Origin of the sequence: Spirillospora sp. NPDC047279 (assembly GCF_040643285.1) — a bacterium.
Taxonomy (GTDB): domain Bacteria; phylum Actinomycetota; class Actinomycetes; order Streptosporangiales; family Streptosporangiaceae; genus Spirillospora.
In genome coordinates, this window is sequence record NZ_JBEYUA010000008.1 from 418,173 (window position 1) to 430,533 (window position 12,361).

12 protein-coding genes and 2 pseudogenes are annotated in these 12,361 nt (G+C 69.0%); 4 read left to right on the plus strand and 10 right to left on the minus strand.

All coding sequences use genetic code 11. The annotated features are described in order from the left end of the window. The first annotated feature begins 19 nt into the window (after positions 1-19). Positions 20-1,717 (plus strand): polyamine aminopropyltransferase, encoded by a 1,698-nt coding sequence (locus ABZ810_RS23105; RefSeq protein WP_358406244.1) that lies wholly within the window; start codon positions 20-22, stop codon positions 1,715-1,717. A 64-nt stretch (positions 1,718-1,781) separates the two neighbouring features. On the opposite strand, the gene ABZ810_RS23110 is transcribed toward ABZ810_RS23105, so the two are convergent. The 3 genes from ABZ810_RS23110 to ABZ810_RS23120 form a co-directional block, all read right to left on the minus strand. After that, the gene (locus ABZ810_RS23110; protein ID WP_358406245.1) at positions 1,782-2,996 is read right to left on the minus strand and encodes a hypothetical protein; all 1,215 of its coding nucleotides are present in this window, start codon (positions 2,994-2,996) and stop codon (positions 1,782-1,784) included. A 138-nt stretch (positions 2,997-3,134) separates the two neighbouring features. Next, positions 3,135-3,944, minus strand: a complete 810-nt coding sequence (locus ABZ810_RS23115) for an SAM-dependent methyltransferase (RefSeq protein ID WP_358406247.1) — start codon at positions 3,942-3,944, stop codon at positions 3,135-3,137. 470 nt (positions 3,945-4,414) lie between these two features. Continuing rightward, complete coding sequence (locus ABZ810_RS23120; protein WP_358406249.1) at positions 4,415-5,140, minus strand: MerR family transcriptional regulator; 726 nt, start codon at positions 5,138-5,140, stop codon at positions 4,415-4,417. 54 nt (positions 5,141-5,194) lie between these two features. Between ABZ810_RS23120 and ABZ810_RS23125 the strand changes: the two genes are divergently transcribed. Continuing rightward, on the plus strand, positions 5,195-5,479 hold the full coding sequence (locus tag ABZ810_RS23125) for a hypothetical protein (protein WP_358406251.1): 285 nt from the start codon (positions 5,195-5,197) through the stop codon (positions 5,477-5,479). A gap of 66 nt (positions 5,480-5,545) precedes the next feature. Here ABZ810_RS23125 and ABZ810_RS23130 read toward each other — a convergent pair. The 4 genes and pseudogenes from ABZ810_RS23130 to ABZ810_RS23145 form a co-directional block, all read right to left on the minus strand. Further along, positions 5,546-5,695, minus strand: a pseudogene (locus ABZ810_RS23130) (DUF397 domain-containing protein); the annotation flags it as partial. Positions 5,696-5,758: 63 nt separating this feature from the next. Continuing rightward, the gene (locus tag ABZ810_RS23135) at positions 5,759-5,950 is read right to left on the minus strand and encodes a DUF397 domain-containing protein (protein WP_358406253.1); all 192 of its coding nucleotides are present in this window, start codon (positions 5,948-5,950) and stop codon (positions 5,759-5,761) included. Positions 5,951-5,960: 10 nt separating this feature from the next. Then, positions 5,961-6,155: a DUF397 domain-containing protein gene (locus ABZ810_RS23140; protein ID WP_358406255.1), complete on the minus strand. Its 195-nt coding sequence runs from the start codon at positions 6,153-6,155 to the stop codon at positions 5,961-5,963. Beyond that, positions 6,143-6,970 carry a Scr1 family TA system antitoxin-like transcriptional regulator gene (locus ABZ810_RS23145; protein ID WP_358406257.1) on the minus strand — a complete coding sequence of 276 codons (828 nt, stop codon included), beginning with the start codon at positions 6,968-6,970 and terminating at the stop codon, positions 6,143-6,145. The genes ABZ810_RS23140 and ABZ810_RS23145 overlap by 13 nt, the downstream gene beginning before the upstream one ends. A 167-nt stretch (positions 6,971-7,137) precedes the next feature. On the opposite strand from ABZ810_RS23145, the gene ABZ810_RS23150 reads away from it, so the two are divergent. Further along, complete coding sequence (locus ABZ810_RS23150) at positions 7,138-7,356, plus strand: hypothetical protein (protein WP_358406258.1); 219 nt, start codon at positions 7,138-7,140, stop codon at positions 7,354-7,356. 296 nt (positions 7,357-7,652) lie between these two features. Here ABZ810_RS23150 and ABZ810_RS23155 read toward each other — a convergent pair whose 3' ends face one another. Next, positions 7,653-8,354: a MerR family transcriptional regulator gene (locus tag ABZ810_RS23155; protein ID WP_358406260.1), complete on the minus strand. Its 702-nt coding sequence runs from the start codon at positions 8,352-8,354 to the stop codon at positions 7,653-7,655. A gap of 81 nt (positions 8,355-8,435) precedes the next feature. Between ABZ810_RS23155 and ABZ810_RS23160 the strand changes: the two genes are divergently transcribed. Beyond that, a complete protein-coding gene (locus tag ABZ810_RS23160; RefSeq protein WP_358406262.1) occupies positions 8,436-9,578 on the plus strand; it encodes an acyl-CoA dehydrogenase family protein in 1,143 nt (380 codons plus the stop codon). A 768-nt stretch (positions 9,579-10,346) separates the two neighbouring features. Here the strand turns inward: ABZ810_RS23160 and ABZ810_RS23165 are convergent. Together ABZ810_RS23165 and ABZ810_RS23170 are read right to left on the minus strand one after the other, a co-directional pair. Continuing rightward, on the minus strand, positions 10,347-10,487 hold the full coding sequence (locus ABZ810_RS23165; protein ID WP_358406265.1) for a hypothetical protein: 141 nt from the start codon (positions 10,485-10,487) through the stop codon (positions 10,347-10,349). A gap of 122 nt (positions 10,488-10,609) precedes the next feature. Next, positions 10,610-11,859 (minus strand): annotated as a pseudogene (locus ABZ810_RS23170) (IS256 family transposase). Positions 11,860-12,361 lie beyond the last annotated feature (502 nt).

Consider the following 12,361-nt stretch of genomic DNA (forward strand, 5'->3'; position numbering starts at 1 on the left):
GGCCGGGGGGAGGTCCTTGATGTCCGAAGCAACCGAAACGAACGAGGCGACCGCCGAGACCGGCACGGCCGCCGAGACCAGCACGGCCGCCGAGACCAGCACGGCGGCCGAAAGCGGCGCGGCCGCGGGGTCCGGGACGACGCGGGCGCCGGAGGACGAGGCGGCGACGCCGCTGCGGCTGCCGGCGCGCGCCGCGCGGGCCCTGGTGCTCGCCGCGGTCTTCACCTGCGCCGCGTGCGGGCTGGTGTACGAGCTGGCACTGGTCGCGCTCGGCAGCTACCTGGTCGGCAACTCGGTCACCCAGGCCTCGATCGTCCTGTCGGTCATGGTGTTCGCGATGGGCGTCGGCTCGCTGGCGGCCAAGCCGCTGCAGAGCCGCCCGATCGTCGCGTTCGCCGTCATCGAGGGCGCGCTGGCGCTCATGGGCGGCCTGTCGGTGCTGCTGCTGTACGCGGCGTTCGCCTGGCTCGGCCTCTACGTGCCCGCGCTGGTCGTGGTGGCCTTCCTGGTCGGCGCGCTGATCGGCGCCGAGATCCCGCTGCTGATGACGCTGCTCCAGCGCATCCGGCGGCAGGACGCGGGCAGCGCGGTCGCCGACCTGTTCGCGGCCGACTACGTGGGCGCGCTGATCGGCGGCCTCGCCTTCCCGTTCCTGCTGCTGCCGATCTTCGGGCACATCAAGGGCGCTCTCCTGGTCGGCGTGATCAACGCGGTCGCCGGCATCGCGGTCGTGTTGTGGCTCTTCCGCCACCAGCTCGGGCGGGCCGCCCGCGCGGGCCTCTGGGCCGGGATGGCCGCCGTGCTGGCCGTCCTCATCGGCACGTACGCGCTGGCCGACGGCTTCGAGCTCTCCGCCCGCCAGGCGCTCTACCGCGACCCGATCGCCCTGTCCGAGCGCACCGCGTACCAGGAGATCGTGATCACTCGGAAGGTGGCGCTGTCCGGCCGGCCGGACCTGCGGCTCTTCCTGAACGGCGACCTGCAGTTCTCGTCGGTCGACGAGTACCGCTACCACGAGTCGCTCGTCCACCCGGCGTTGTCGGGCGCCCGCGGCCGGGTGCTCGTCCTCGGCGGCGGCGACGGCCTCGCCCTGCGCGAGGTGCTGCGCTACAAGGACGTGCGCAGCGCGACGCTGGTGGAGCTCGACCCGGAGATGACCCGGCTCGCACGCTCCTACAAGGAGATCGCCGAGCTCAACGAGAACTCCTTCGCCGATCCCCGCGCCCGCACGATCAACGCCGACGCGTTCTCCTGGCTGCGCGGCCAGACCGAACGGTTCGACTCGGTCATCGTCGACATGCCCGACCCTGACGACGTCGCCACCGCCAAGCTCTACTCGGTCGAGTTCTACGGCCTGGTCAAGCGGCTGCTGGCGCCCGGCGGACGGATGGTCGTGCAGTCGGGTTCGCCGTACTTCGCGCCCAAGTCGTTCTGGTGCATCGAGAAGACCATCCGCGCGGCGGGCTTCGCGACCAGCCCGTACCACGTGGACGTGCCGAGCTTCGGCGACTGGGGGTACGTCCTCGCCGAGCCCGGCGCCGCCCGCCCGGAGCTCACGCTCGCCCCCGAGGCGACCGGGCTGCGCTTCCTGGACGCCGACGTGCTCCGCGCCGCCACCGTCTTCGCCAGGGACATCCGGCACCGCGACGTCGAAATCAACACTCTCGTCCACCCGCGCCTCGTCCAGTACGAAGGCGGCGAGTGGAAGAACGCCTGACACGCGGGAGCCCGCCGGGACACGATCCCGGCGGGCTCCTCGCAAGACCTGGCTTCGGGCCCGGTCAGTACTCCTCGGTCCGCGACTTCTCGGTCCGCACCGGAGCGCAGAACGACTCCGCTCCGGCGGCCGGGACGACGGCCTGGCGGCACACGTTCATGTACTTCTTCGGGATCCGCACCCGCGGCTTGGGCGAGCACCCCTTGCCCTTGCCGCCGGGGCAGCCCATGGTCGGCCCGGACCCGATCACCACGTTCCGGAGCTTGCCGTCGCCGGTCGGCGGCCTGCGCACCTTCACCGAGTAGGTGATCGTCTCCGTGTCGCCGGGGCCGAGCGCGCCGTGCCAGGTGAGCTGCGGCTTGAAGTAGTCGACCTCGCCGGCGCCGCCCTTGGCGTCGTGGCGGTACCGCGCGTCGTCCAGCACGTCCGACAGGTCGTCGGTGAACTGGGCGTTGGGCTCCTCGGCGTTGCCGATGTTGCTGACCTTCACCGCGAAGTGCACGATGTCGCCCGGCTTGGCCTTCTTGGGCCTGCCGGTCTTCTCCATCACGATCTCCGGCCCGCCCGAGGGGCCCGGCTCGTCCGCCTGATGGGGGAGGCCCGCGATCCAGAGCTGGCCGGTCGGGATGCCGGACTGCCACTTGAAGACGACGCTGAGCTCCTTGATGGGCACCGTGGGCCGGAACCAGCCGGAGGCGCCGTCGGTGTCCGTCACGTTGCCGACCAGGGAGCTGCTCCCGGCGTTCCACCTGGGCACGTCCGTCCCGGTGGTGCCCCTGCACGTGGGCGGCAGCGGACTGCCGGCGCACAGGTTGAACGCGTCCTGGAAACCCAGCTCGGCCGCCGTGAGCCGCTTGCCGTCGGCGCCGATCGCGACGATCTGCGCGATGTCGGCGTCGATGTCGCCGAGGGCGAAGCCCCAGCTCCCCACCGGCGTCGGCACGTCGAAGGTGAGCGTGGTCGTGGAGGGCGTCTTGCCGGGCCCGGTCCCGAAGAAGAAGTACTCCTGGCCCCGCGAGCTGCCGAACTCCCTCCCGAACGGCGTGTCCTCGTTCAGGAACGAGGAGTTGCCCGACGGCACCGACTGCCGCGAGGCGTCCGAGGTGAACGCCCCCGACAGGTAAGGCGCGCCCGGCACGGTGAACGTCCCCGCCGCGCGGTCCCACGTCGCGTACCGCGCGGGAGCCGCGGACGCCGAGCCGGCGCCCAGCGCCGTACAGGCGAGGGCCGTCGCGGTCACGACGCCGGCCCACGTCAGGCCCTTGAACGAGCTGAGCATCTGGCCTCCTTCGAATCGAGGTTGACGATCTCGAAGAAGGACCTGGTCAGCGACTCCCCGTGCACCGTTTGGCGGAGCGATCACCAGACCTTGCACCCGTGCTGACCCGCCGCGGGCAAGCGTCACGCGCGGGTCCGCTCAGAGTCTGCGCCCCACGCCCCCGACGGCCCAGACCGCCGCGGGGTCGATCGGGGGGTCGTCCGGCTCGGGCCGCCACAGCGGAAAGTTGACGATGCCCGGCTCGACCAGGTCGAGATGCGCGAAGTAGAGGGAGACCTCGGCCCGGGTCCTGAGGTTGCGGCGGCGGACCGAGCCTTGAACGATCTTCTCGTCCTGGTAGAGGTCGGCAAGCCGCTCGGTCTGCACCGGGTGCGAGTCGGAGATCGCGTGGCTGATGCCCAGATAGCTGCCGGGCGCGATCGTGGTGCGGATCCGTTCGACGATCGACGCCGCCAGATCGTCCTCGGGCACGAGCGGCAGCGCCGCGTGCAGCAGCACCGCGACCGGCTCGCGCAGGTCGATGACCGGCGTCGCGTCGAGCTCGGCGAGCATCTCGTCGGTGTCGCGCATGTCGGACGCCACGAACGCGGTCAGCGGATTCCCCTTCAGCAGCGCCCGCGCATGGGTCGCCACCACCGGGTCGTTGTCCACATAGGCCACGCGCGTCCGGGGATTCACCTCGTGCGCCACCTCGTGCACGGCTCCCTGGGTCAGCAGCCCGCACGCGACGTCGATGAACTGCCTGACGCCCGCCCCGACGAGGAAACGCACCACGCGCCGCTGGAACCGGCGCCCCTGGGCCACCATCATCCGGAAGTCGGGCGCCAGCGCGATGACCCGTTCGGCCGCCTCACGGTCGACCGAGAAGTTGTCCTTGCCGCCCAGTATGTAATCCAGGATCCGCGCATCGTTCGGGACGGTCGGGTCGAATCCTGGCAACGCCGCCACAGCGCCGGCTCCTTTCTGCGCATGGCCGCCACCAGTGGTCGGCAGCGGCCCCCCATGCACAACTCCCTGTTAATGAATTAGCACAGATGGCTTACGAGTATGTGGATGTTACCGAACCGCACCGAACGGCTACGGCATGACTTTAGCCAAAATTCTTGACATACCGTCGAATTGGCTCGTTCCATACCATTGTCTATTTAATGACTCCCGAGAGGTCGCGCACCGCCGAGTCCTCTCACGCCACCTCGCGCAGAGGTGCCCACCTTCCGCTACCTGCACTTTCGTGTCCCTCGGCGTCGCACGCGGCATCGTGGTCGCCTCATAGGTCCTCGGCGTCGCACCAGTCACAGGACCTTGACTCGGACCACTGGCCCCCGTCAGTCCCCGGCCATGATCGCCTTTCTCGATCATGCACTCGCGCCCGGTGCACGTTCGAGAAGTCGATCTAGGCCACCTAGATCCCCGGGCTCTCAGCCGATTTGCCGGCGGATGAGAGCGTCGATGCGCCGCCAGGCCGGTGACGCCTCGTTGACGGTCGACTGGATGAGGCCGGGGATGTCGGAGGTGATGTCCTGCCCGGGAAGTTCGCCGCTCCCGTACCGCTCGCGGGTGGCGCGCACCGCGCGGTCCGCCAGCTCCCGGACGAACGGATCGCCGGGATCGAGATCGTAGGCGCGGTCGTAGTCGAGAAAGATCTGCCGCAGCGCGGGCTCGGCGAGGATCTGCGCCTGATCGCCCATGAGCTCGGCCGCCGTCTCGGGATGGGTGGCGAAGACGAGGACCCACAGGTCGGCCTGGAGCGTCACCCAGCGTTCGCTGAACCCGTACTCGCGGAGCCGGCCCAGATGGTCGCCGACCCCTTCGGGCAGCAGATCGTCGCCCTCGGCGAGGCGCCGCAGGCGTCGCTGGGTCCGGCGAAGCTCCCGGATCCGTGCCGTGAGCTCCCCGTCGACGTCATGAAGGGCCTTCCGAAGATCGATGCCTGGATCCGTGCGGAGCTCTCGGATGCGTGCGAGGGGGACGCCCGCCTCCGCGAGCGTGCGGATCTTGATCAGCTCGACGGCGTCCCGGGCCGTGTAGCGGCGGTAACCGGAGGCGTCGCGGTCGGGCTCGGCCAGCAGCCCCTTGGCGTGATAGACCCGGATCGTCTTGATCGTCACGCCCGCGTACCGGGCCAGCCTGCCGATGGTGAGCACCCCTCCATGCTCGCATTTGACCCTGCCCCAGGGTCAGGGTCGCACCATGGAGGCATGGCGGACACGACCCCGGACCGGGACACCCTGCGCGCGCTGGCCGACGAGGGCAACGAACTCGCCCTGGACCGCCTGGCGGACCTGGCCGACGCCCGCGGCGACCTGGACGAGCTGAACGAACTGCTGGACGAGGGCTCCGAACGCGCCGGACGCCTGCTCACAGGGCGTGCGGTGGCGACCGGCGACCTGCGCGAGCTGCAACGCCTGTCAGACGCCGGAGCCGAAGAAGCAGGCGAGGAACTGACCCGAATCCTCTCCAAGCCCATCGACCGACACACCTGACCCCAGCCACCCCGCCAGGCGCCCGTCGCGGCTCCGGCCCCCGGAGTGCAGGTAGCCGTCACTCGATCAGGAGCCGTCGCGAATCTCCACGACGAATGCCGAGAGGGTGGCGCGGTCGAGTGTCAGGTGCGGCCGGTCTGGATCTTTGGAGTCGCGGATGGCGATCGACATGCCGAGGTCGGCCAGCTCGACGGGCTCGCCCGCGTGATCGCGGTGGCTGGACGTGCGTCACTGCTCGCCGGTCACGTCTGTCATCCTCGCCACCCCGTCACCTCGCGATCAAGAGCCATCGCGGACCTTCTCGACGAATGCCGAGAGGGTGGCGCGGCCGAATGTGAGGTGCGGCCCGTCTGGATTCTTGGAGTCGCGGACGGCGACCGAGCTGCCAATATCGGCAAGTTCGACGCACTCGCCGCCGTGGCCGTCGCTGCGGCTGGACCTGCGCCAGTGGGCGCCGGTCAGGTCTGTCATCCTTGCCACCTCACGAGCATGTGCCGTTGCGGAGCTTCTCGACGAACGCCGAGAACGTGGCGCGGTCGCATGTCAGGTGCGGCCCCTCTGGATCTTTGGAGTCGCGGATGGTGACCGACATGCCGAGGTCAGCCAGCTCGACGCACTCGCCAGCGTGATCGCTGTGGCTGGATTTGCGCCAATGGGGGCCGGTCAGGTTTGGCATCCTCGCAGCCTTTCAATCGCTCGCTTGATCAGTACTGGCGACTCGTGCACTGATAGCGCGTGGCCGCGCACGGAGTCGTACAGCAGGGCGTGCCTTGCTACGCGGGCCGGGTCCACGATCAGTATGCCCTCCTCGGAGGCCTCGGTGTAGGCGAGGCTCCGGCCGTCTTCCATTCCAAGGAGGATCAACATCCCACTGAGACCCCGGTAGAAGCCGACGCTCGACGGGACGACATCGATTGAGATGGTTGGCCTCCCCGCCAGCTCCAGGATGTGCTCGAGTTGGGCGCACATGATTTCTGGATTGCCGACCACCCGGTGCAGGACAGCCTCGTCCACGGTGAAGTACGCCTGGGCTGTGGCCAAGATGTTTCGGCGATTGAGACGTTCCTCTAGGAGTTGCTCGGTGAGTTCAGGCCGCTGGTTGGCGCTCAGCACCGCGCGCCCGTAGTCCTCGGTCTGAAGGAGGCCGGGGACCAGGATCGGGCTGAAGTTCTTGATGGACACGGCCGTGGCTTCGTGGCCGAGGTACTGCGCGAAACCTGGTGGGAGGGCGGCGAGGTGGCGGGTGTCGAGGATGCGTTCGCGCAGGCGGCGGAACAGGCCGTTGGTCTTGAAGAACGTGTCGCAGTCGTCGGCGAACTCCTGTGACGGGGTGTTCTTGCAGAGCTCGATCTGACCGACGTACGAGTCGGTGTAGCCGAGGTCCTTGGCGAGCTCTCTCTTGTTGAGCCCGGCCTGCGTGCGCCAGGCCTCGAGCTCGCGCGCGAACGTGATGACGGCGGGGGCGGTGGATGGCTCGGACTGGACGGGCATGGAGGGGCTCCGGGGTGCCGGCGATCAGGTCTGGGCGAACCTGATCGGGGTTCGATCGCTCTCGGGCGGGGTGCGTGATCTATCGTGTCCGACCTGTTCCGGAGAGTAGTCGCCGCCTGTGACAGTAACCGTACGAATCCGCGAGATCGACGTACGTGAGGCTTCCGATGGACCCCCGCAACGACCATGACGCCCTCGTTCTGCTCCGCAGCGACTTCCCCGGCCACAGGATCTGGAGGGCGGTGCGCTGGGACGGACTGCCCGGTGACTGGGTGGCCACGCTGCACGATCCGGCGGTGGGCGTCGACCCGACGTTGATCGCGAGCGGGCCCGGCGAACTGCGGACCGCGCTGGTGACCGAGCTGGCCAGGGCGGCGGAGCGATGAGACGGGCCGTACGGCCGGTGCGCGATCAGCCCCCGGGCGCACCGGCCGTACCGGCCGCTCTCGACGCGCTGGCCGGCGAACTCGCCCGGGAGGGCTGGTCGACCGTCGTCCGCTACGAGGGAACACCGCCGTTGCTGAAGGTCTTCTCGGCGGAGGCGCCGTTCGTAGGGGAGAGCGTCACAGTCGTGGCGGGCCGGTACGTGTCCTCGACGGGACACGAGCTGGGGACCGACCCGGTGGCCACGGTGCGGGCGATCACACGGATGCTCGGCCCGGTCGTCGCCGCCGCTCGGGGGTCAGTCGTTCGGGACGGTGCGGCGGATGGCCTTGTCCACGGCGCGCTGGAACGAGGTGACCAGTGACTGGATCATCAGGGGCTTCAGCTTGGTGGCGAGTTCGAGGAGCTGTTCGCGTTCCTCGGGTGGGCGCCCCCGTTCGCGATAGGGGCGTACGACGGTGTCCTGGAAAACGGCCTGGAGCTCGGCCGCCAGCTCGGTGGTGTAGCGCTCCACCACCTCGTGGGACGCGATGAGGGTGTCGAGCGGCATGGGCAGCTCCGCCAGCTCCGCGCTGATGCCCAGCAGCGCCGGGCTCACCACGCGGATCGAGGCCGGGAGCATCTCGATGACGCCCAGGGCCTCCAGCCGTTTGAGGGCCTCGTCGTCCAGGTGCCGGCCCGCGCGGCGGTCGAGCTCGTGACGGTCGAGCTCTTCGGACTCCTCCGGTGCCCACGGGGAGAGGAGCGCCCGTTGCAGGGCCAGATCCTCGGGCTGGGCGTCCAGGGGGATCTTCTCGAGGTGCTTCTCGATCGCGGCGAGCGTCAGGCCCAGCGTCTGCAACTCGCGGACCAGCTCCAGCCGGGCCAGGTGGTCCGGACCGTAGAGCCCCGTCCGGCCGCGCAACCGGGGCGGCGGCAGCAACCCGCGTCCGGCGTAGAAGCGCACGGTGCGCACGCTGACACCGGCCCGCGCGGCCAGCTCGTCGACCGTGAGCTCCATCGCACCCCCTCTGCCTATGTGACAGTTCCAGTGTTACATTAATGCTGTATCAGGAGCCACTTACTCAAGGAGTACGGCCGCATGGCGCGAGAGATCTTCACCGAGGAGCACGAGGCCTTCCGCGACATGGTGCGGTCCTTCATCCAGAAGGAGATCGCGCCCTACCACGAGCAGTGGGAGAAGGACGAGATCGTCTCCCGCGACGTGTGGCTGGCCGCGGGCCGGCAGGGCCTGCTCGGCATCGAGATGCCCGAGGAGTTCGGCGGCGGCGGCAACACCGACTACCGCTACTACACGATCTTCAACGAGGAGCTGGCCCGCGCCTCGGCCTCCGGCCCCGGCTTCGCCGTGCACAACGACGTCGTGGGCGGCTACCTCGTCCAGCTCCTCAACGACGAGCAGAAGGCCCGCTGGCTGCCCGGCTACTGCTCCGGCGAGCTGATCACCGCCATCGCGATGACCGAGCCCGCCGCCGGTTCCGACCTCCAGGGCATGAAGACCACCGCGGTCAAGGACGGCGACGACTACGTCCTGAACGGCTCCAAGACGTTCATCACCAACGGCATCCTGTCCGACCTGGTTATCGTGGCCGCCAAGACCGACCCCGCCGCCGGCGCCCGCGGCGTCAGCCTCCTCGTGGTCGAACGCGGCATGACCGGCTTCGAGCGCGGCCGCAACCTCGACAAGGTCGGCATGCACGCCCAGGACACCGCCGAACTCTTCTTCGACAACGTCCGCGTCCCCAAGGCCAACCTCCTCGGCGAGGAGGGCATGGGCTTCATCTACCTCATGCAGAACCTCGCCCGCGAGCGCCTCTGCATCGCCGTCTCCGCCGTCTCCGGCTCGGAGTCGGCGTTCGAGCAGACCCTCGAGTACTGCAAGACCCGCGAGGCGTTCGGCCGCCCGATCGGCAAGTTCCAGCACAACCGCTTCACCCTCGCCGAGATGAAGACCGAGATCACCGTCAGCCGCGCCTTCGTCGACCAGTGCATCGCCAAGGAGATCAAGGGCGAGCTCTCCGCCGAAGAGGCCTCGATGGCCAAGTACTGGACCACCGAGATGCTCAAGACCGTCGTCGACCGCTGCGTCCAGCTCCACGGCGGCTACGGCTACATGAACGAATACCCCATCGCCAAGGCCTACCAGGACGTCCGCATCCAGACCATCTTCGGCGGCACCACCGAGATCATGAAAGAGATCATCGGCCGTTCCCTCGGCGTCTAACCGCCTGCGCGCGACGCCCGAGGCTTTGTCCGGCGGCCTCGGACGGATGGCCGAGCGGAGTGCCGTCCTGGCCTCCTGTAGGTGTTGCTCTGGCCCGGCGTTCACCTGACCGCCGGCCCAGAAGCACGCTGGTCCAGAAGGCTGCTGGCCAGAGGGCATGCTGGCCAGAGGGCATGCTGGCCAGAGGGCATGCGGGCCAGAGGGCATGCGGGCCAGAGGGCATGCGGGCCAGAGGGCATGCGGGCCAGAGGGCATGCGGGCCAGAGGGCATGTGCGATTCGTACGGGCTGGTGAGCTCACGCCTTCAACCGTCGCCAGCGAGATGAAGGCGCCCGAGCCCGGCTGAGGCGGTCAGTCGGTGGCCGCCGCAGCCCACGTGGCGGCCGCAGTCGACAGACAGGCCGACATGGCCGACATAGCCGACATAGAGGCTGGCTATGGGCATTGGCCGCCGCTGCGCCTGCGGTAATGCGGCAACGCGTCCGTGCGGGTGTGGGTGTGAGTGCTGCTCCGGCTGGGCCGAGAGGAATTGTCAAGACCTGTGGATCAAGTCCACGTGGCTGGCTCCGGCTGATGGAGTCGGCGGCTTGCCGCGTTGCGGACGCGGCGGGTTCGTCCCTGTTCGGCGAGCAGGCTGAGGGCGTGGTGTGAGGTGACGATTTGTGAGGCCGAGGCCGAGGCCGAGGCTGTGCGCTGGAACCAGTCGGATGCGGTGGTGAGCTCTTCGGCGGTCCACGGCTCGTCCAGCGCGATCGCTCTGAGCAGGGTTCACTCGCGCAGGCGGCGGATGAGGAAGGGGCGATCCCTGATCACCGTGGTCATGGCTTGGGCCAAGGTAGTGAATGCCGAGTAGGTCAGCAGCTGGGCGGCTCGGCGCTCCAGGTGGCGTGTGACCGCGGCCTCGGTCATCGTCGTCGCGCAGGATGGTGGTCACCAGCTGGATCTCGTCCGCCTCCGCGGCCTCTTCCAGGGACTGGAAGTATCGACGGTAGCGGTGTGCTCGGCGGGCTCTTCGTCGATGTGCGGGCAGGTCACGCCGCGACCCTTTCCGGCCGCTCGACAAGCTTGCCGTTCTTGAACTCCGCGCCCGCTGGGACGAGGGCGACCAGGTGGGTGCGTTGACGGCGCCAGCGGGCCTGGGCCGACTCGACGAGCTCGAAGGCCATGGCCAGGCCGGCGGCCCGCGAGCCGGGATCCTTGGTGACCTTGGTGCGATGCCTGACCGTGGCGAAGGTGCTCTCGATCGGGTTCGTGGTGCGCAGGTGGATCCAGCGCTCGGCGGGCTGGTCGCAGAAGGCGAGTAGCTCGACCAGGTCGCCCGTGACCTTGGGGACGGCCTTGGGACGCTTGACGCCGTAAGCGGTTTCGAACTCCTTCACCGCGCGCGGGGCATGGGCCTTGTCCTCGGCGTTCCAGATCTCGGCCAGGTGCTTCTTGGCTGCGGAGTGCGCGGGCTTCGGCAGCGCCCCCAGACAGTCGGCGATCTTCTGAAATATGCATCTCTGCTCGCGGGCCTCAGGAAACACCTCGCGTAGCGCGCCCCAGAAGCCGAGCGCGCCGTCCCCGACCGCGAGCACTGGAGAGCGCATGCCGCGCCGATTGCAGTCGCGCAGCAGCCCGGCCCACGACTCGGTGGACTCCCGGTAACCGTCGGCCAGCGCGACCAGTTCTTTGCGGCCATCCGCCCGAACTCCGATCACGACCAGCAGGTAGAGCTTGTGCTCCTCCAGCCGGATATTGACGTGGATGCCGTCGGCCCACAGGGAGACGTAGTCCACCCCGGGCAGGTCCCGGGCGGCGAACGCGCGCTGGTCGGCCTTCCACTGTTCGGTTGGCCTGGTGATGACCGACGCTGACAGGCCGGCCGTCGAGCCGAGGACTCACCGAGCGCGGGCACGAAGTCGCCCGATGACAGGCCGCGCAGCGGCAGCACTTCGGTGACCTTCGGGGTCTTGCGGCACCACGGCGGCAGGATCGCCGAACAGAACCACTGCCGCTCGCCCATGTCGGCGTCGACGCGCTTGTCGTTGACCCGAGGCGCCTTCATCTCGACCGCGCCCGCGCCGGTCAGGACCCCGCGCGGCTGGTGGCAGCCGTTACGAACGACGAGACGACGGCCGCGCTCGTCGCGCTGGTCGGCGAACTGGGCGACATAGGCGTCCACCACGGCCTGGAGGGCCTCGGCCGACATCCGGCGGGAGCCCTCTCGGACGATCTCGTCGATCAACGAACCAGACGAGGCGGGAGAGGAGGTGGCGTCGTCAGCGGGCAGATCGGGCACGACGTTGAGCGGCACGGGTGTACCTTCCCGACCGACGCTGCAACATCGGCCTTATCTCGAAACCACCATCGAATGATCCGGGACGGCACACCCCTTCCCGACAGATCCACAGGTTTCGATCATTGCTCTGGGCCGAGGTCGAACGGCCATGGCCACCCCCTTCAGCCAGTCTGGTTGCCCGGCTGCGGGTGGGTTCAGGCTGATGTTCGAGCGCGGCGCCGATGAACAAGGGGAGGTGTTCGGTGGTGCGTCGTTGTTGGCTGCGGGCTTCTGGTGGTCGACGTTCAGGCGTATGTTTGCCGCGCTTCGCGCGGGGTCTGCTGGGGCGGGCGTGGGTTGAGTGCAGTTCAGGTTCGTGGGGGTTCTGGTTGGGCGGCGCTGGTTCGCCTTCAGCTGGAGTGGTCGTCCGGCTGCGGGTGGGTTCAGGCTGATGTTCGAGCGCGGCGCCGATGAACAAGGGGAGGTGTTCGGTGGTGCGTCGTTGTTGGCTGCGGGCTTCTGG

Bases quoted from the DNA above. Each gene is read 5' to 3' on its own strand.
- ABZ810_RS23105 (WP_358406244.1), top strand. From the start codon at position 20: ATGTCCGAAGCAACCGAAACGAACGAGGCGACCGCCGAGACCGGCACG.
- ABZ810_RS23110 (WP_358406245.1), bottom strand. From the start codon at position 2,996: ATGCTCAGCTCGTTCAAGGGCCTGACGTGGGCCGGCGTCGTGACCGCG.
- ABZ810_RS23125 (WP_358406251.1), top strand. From the start codon at position 5,195: ATGGCGGACACGACCCCGGACCGGGACACCCTGCGCGCGCTGGCCGAC.
- ABZ810_RS23135 (WP_358406253.1), bottom strand. From the start codon at position 5,950: ATGACAGACCTGACCGGCGCCCACTGGCGCAGGTCCAGCCGCAGCGAC.
- ABZ810_RS23140 (WP_358406255.1), bottom strand. From the start codon at position 6,155: ATGCCAAACCTGACCGGCCCCCATTGGCGCAAATCCAGCCACAGCGAT.
- ABZ810_RS23145 (WP_358406257.1), bottom strand. From the start codon at position 6,970: ATGCCCGTCCAGTCCGAGCCATCCACCGCCCCCGCCGTCATCACGTTC.
- ABZ810_RS23150 (WP_358406258.1), top strand. From the start codon at position 7,138: ATGGACCCCCGCAACGACCATGACGCCCTCGTTCTGCTCCGCAGCGAC.
- ABZ810_RS23155 (WP_358406260.1), bottom strand. From the start codon at position 8,354: ATGGAGCTCACGGTCGACGAGCTGGCCGCGCGGGCCGGTGTCAGCGTG.
- ABZ810_RS23160 (WP_358406262.1), top strand. From the start codon at position 8,436: ATGGCGCGAGAGATCTTCACCGAGGAGCACGAGGCCTTCCGCGACATG.
- ABZ810_RS23165 (WP_358406265.1), bottom strand. From the start codon at position 10,487: ATGACCGAGGCCGCGGTCACACGCCACCTGGAGCGCCGAGCCGCCCAG.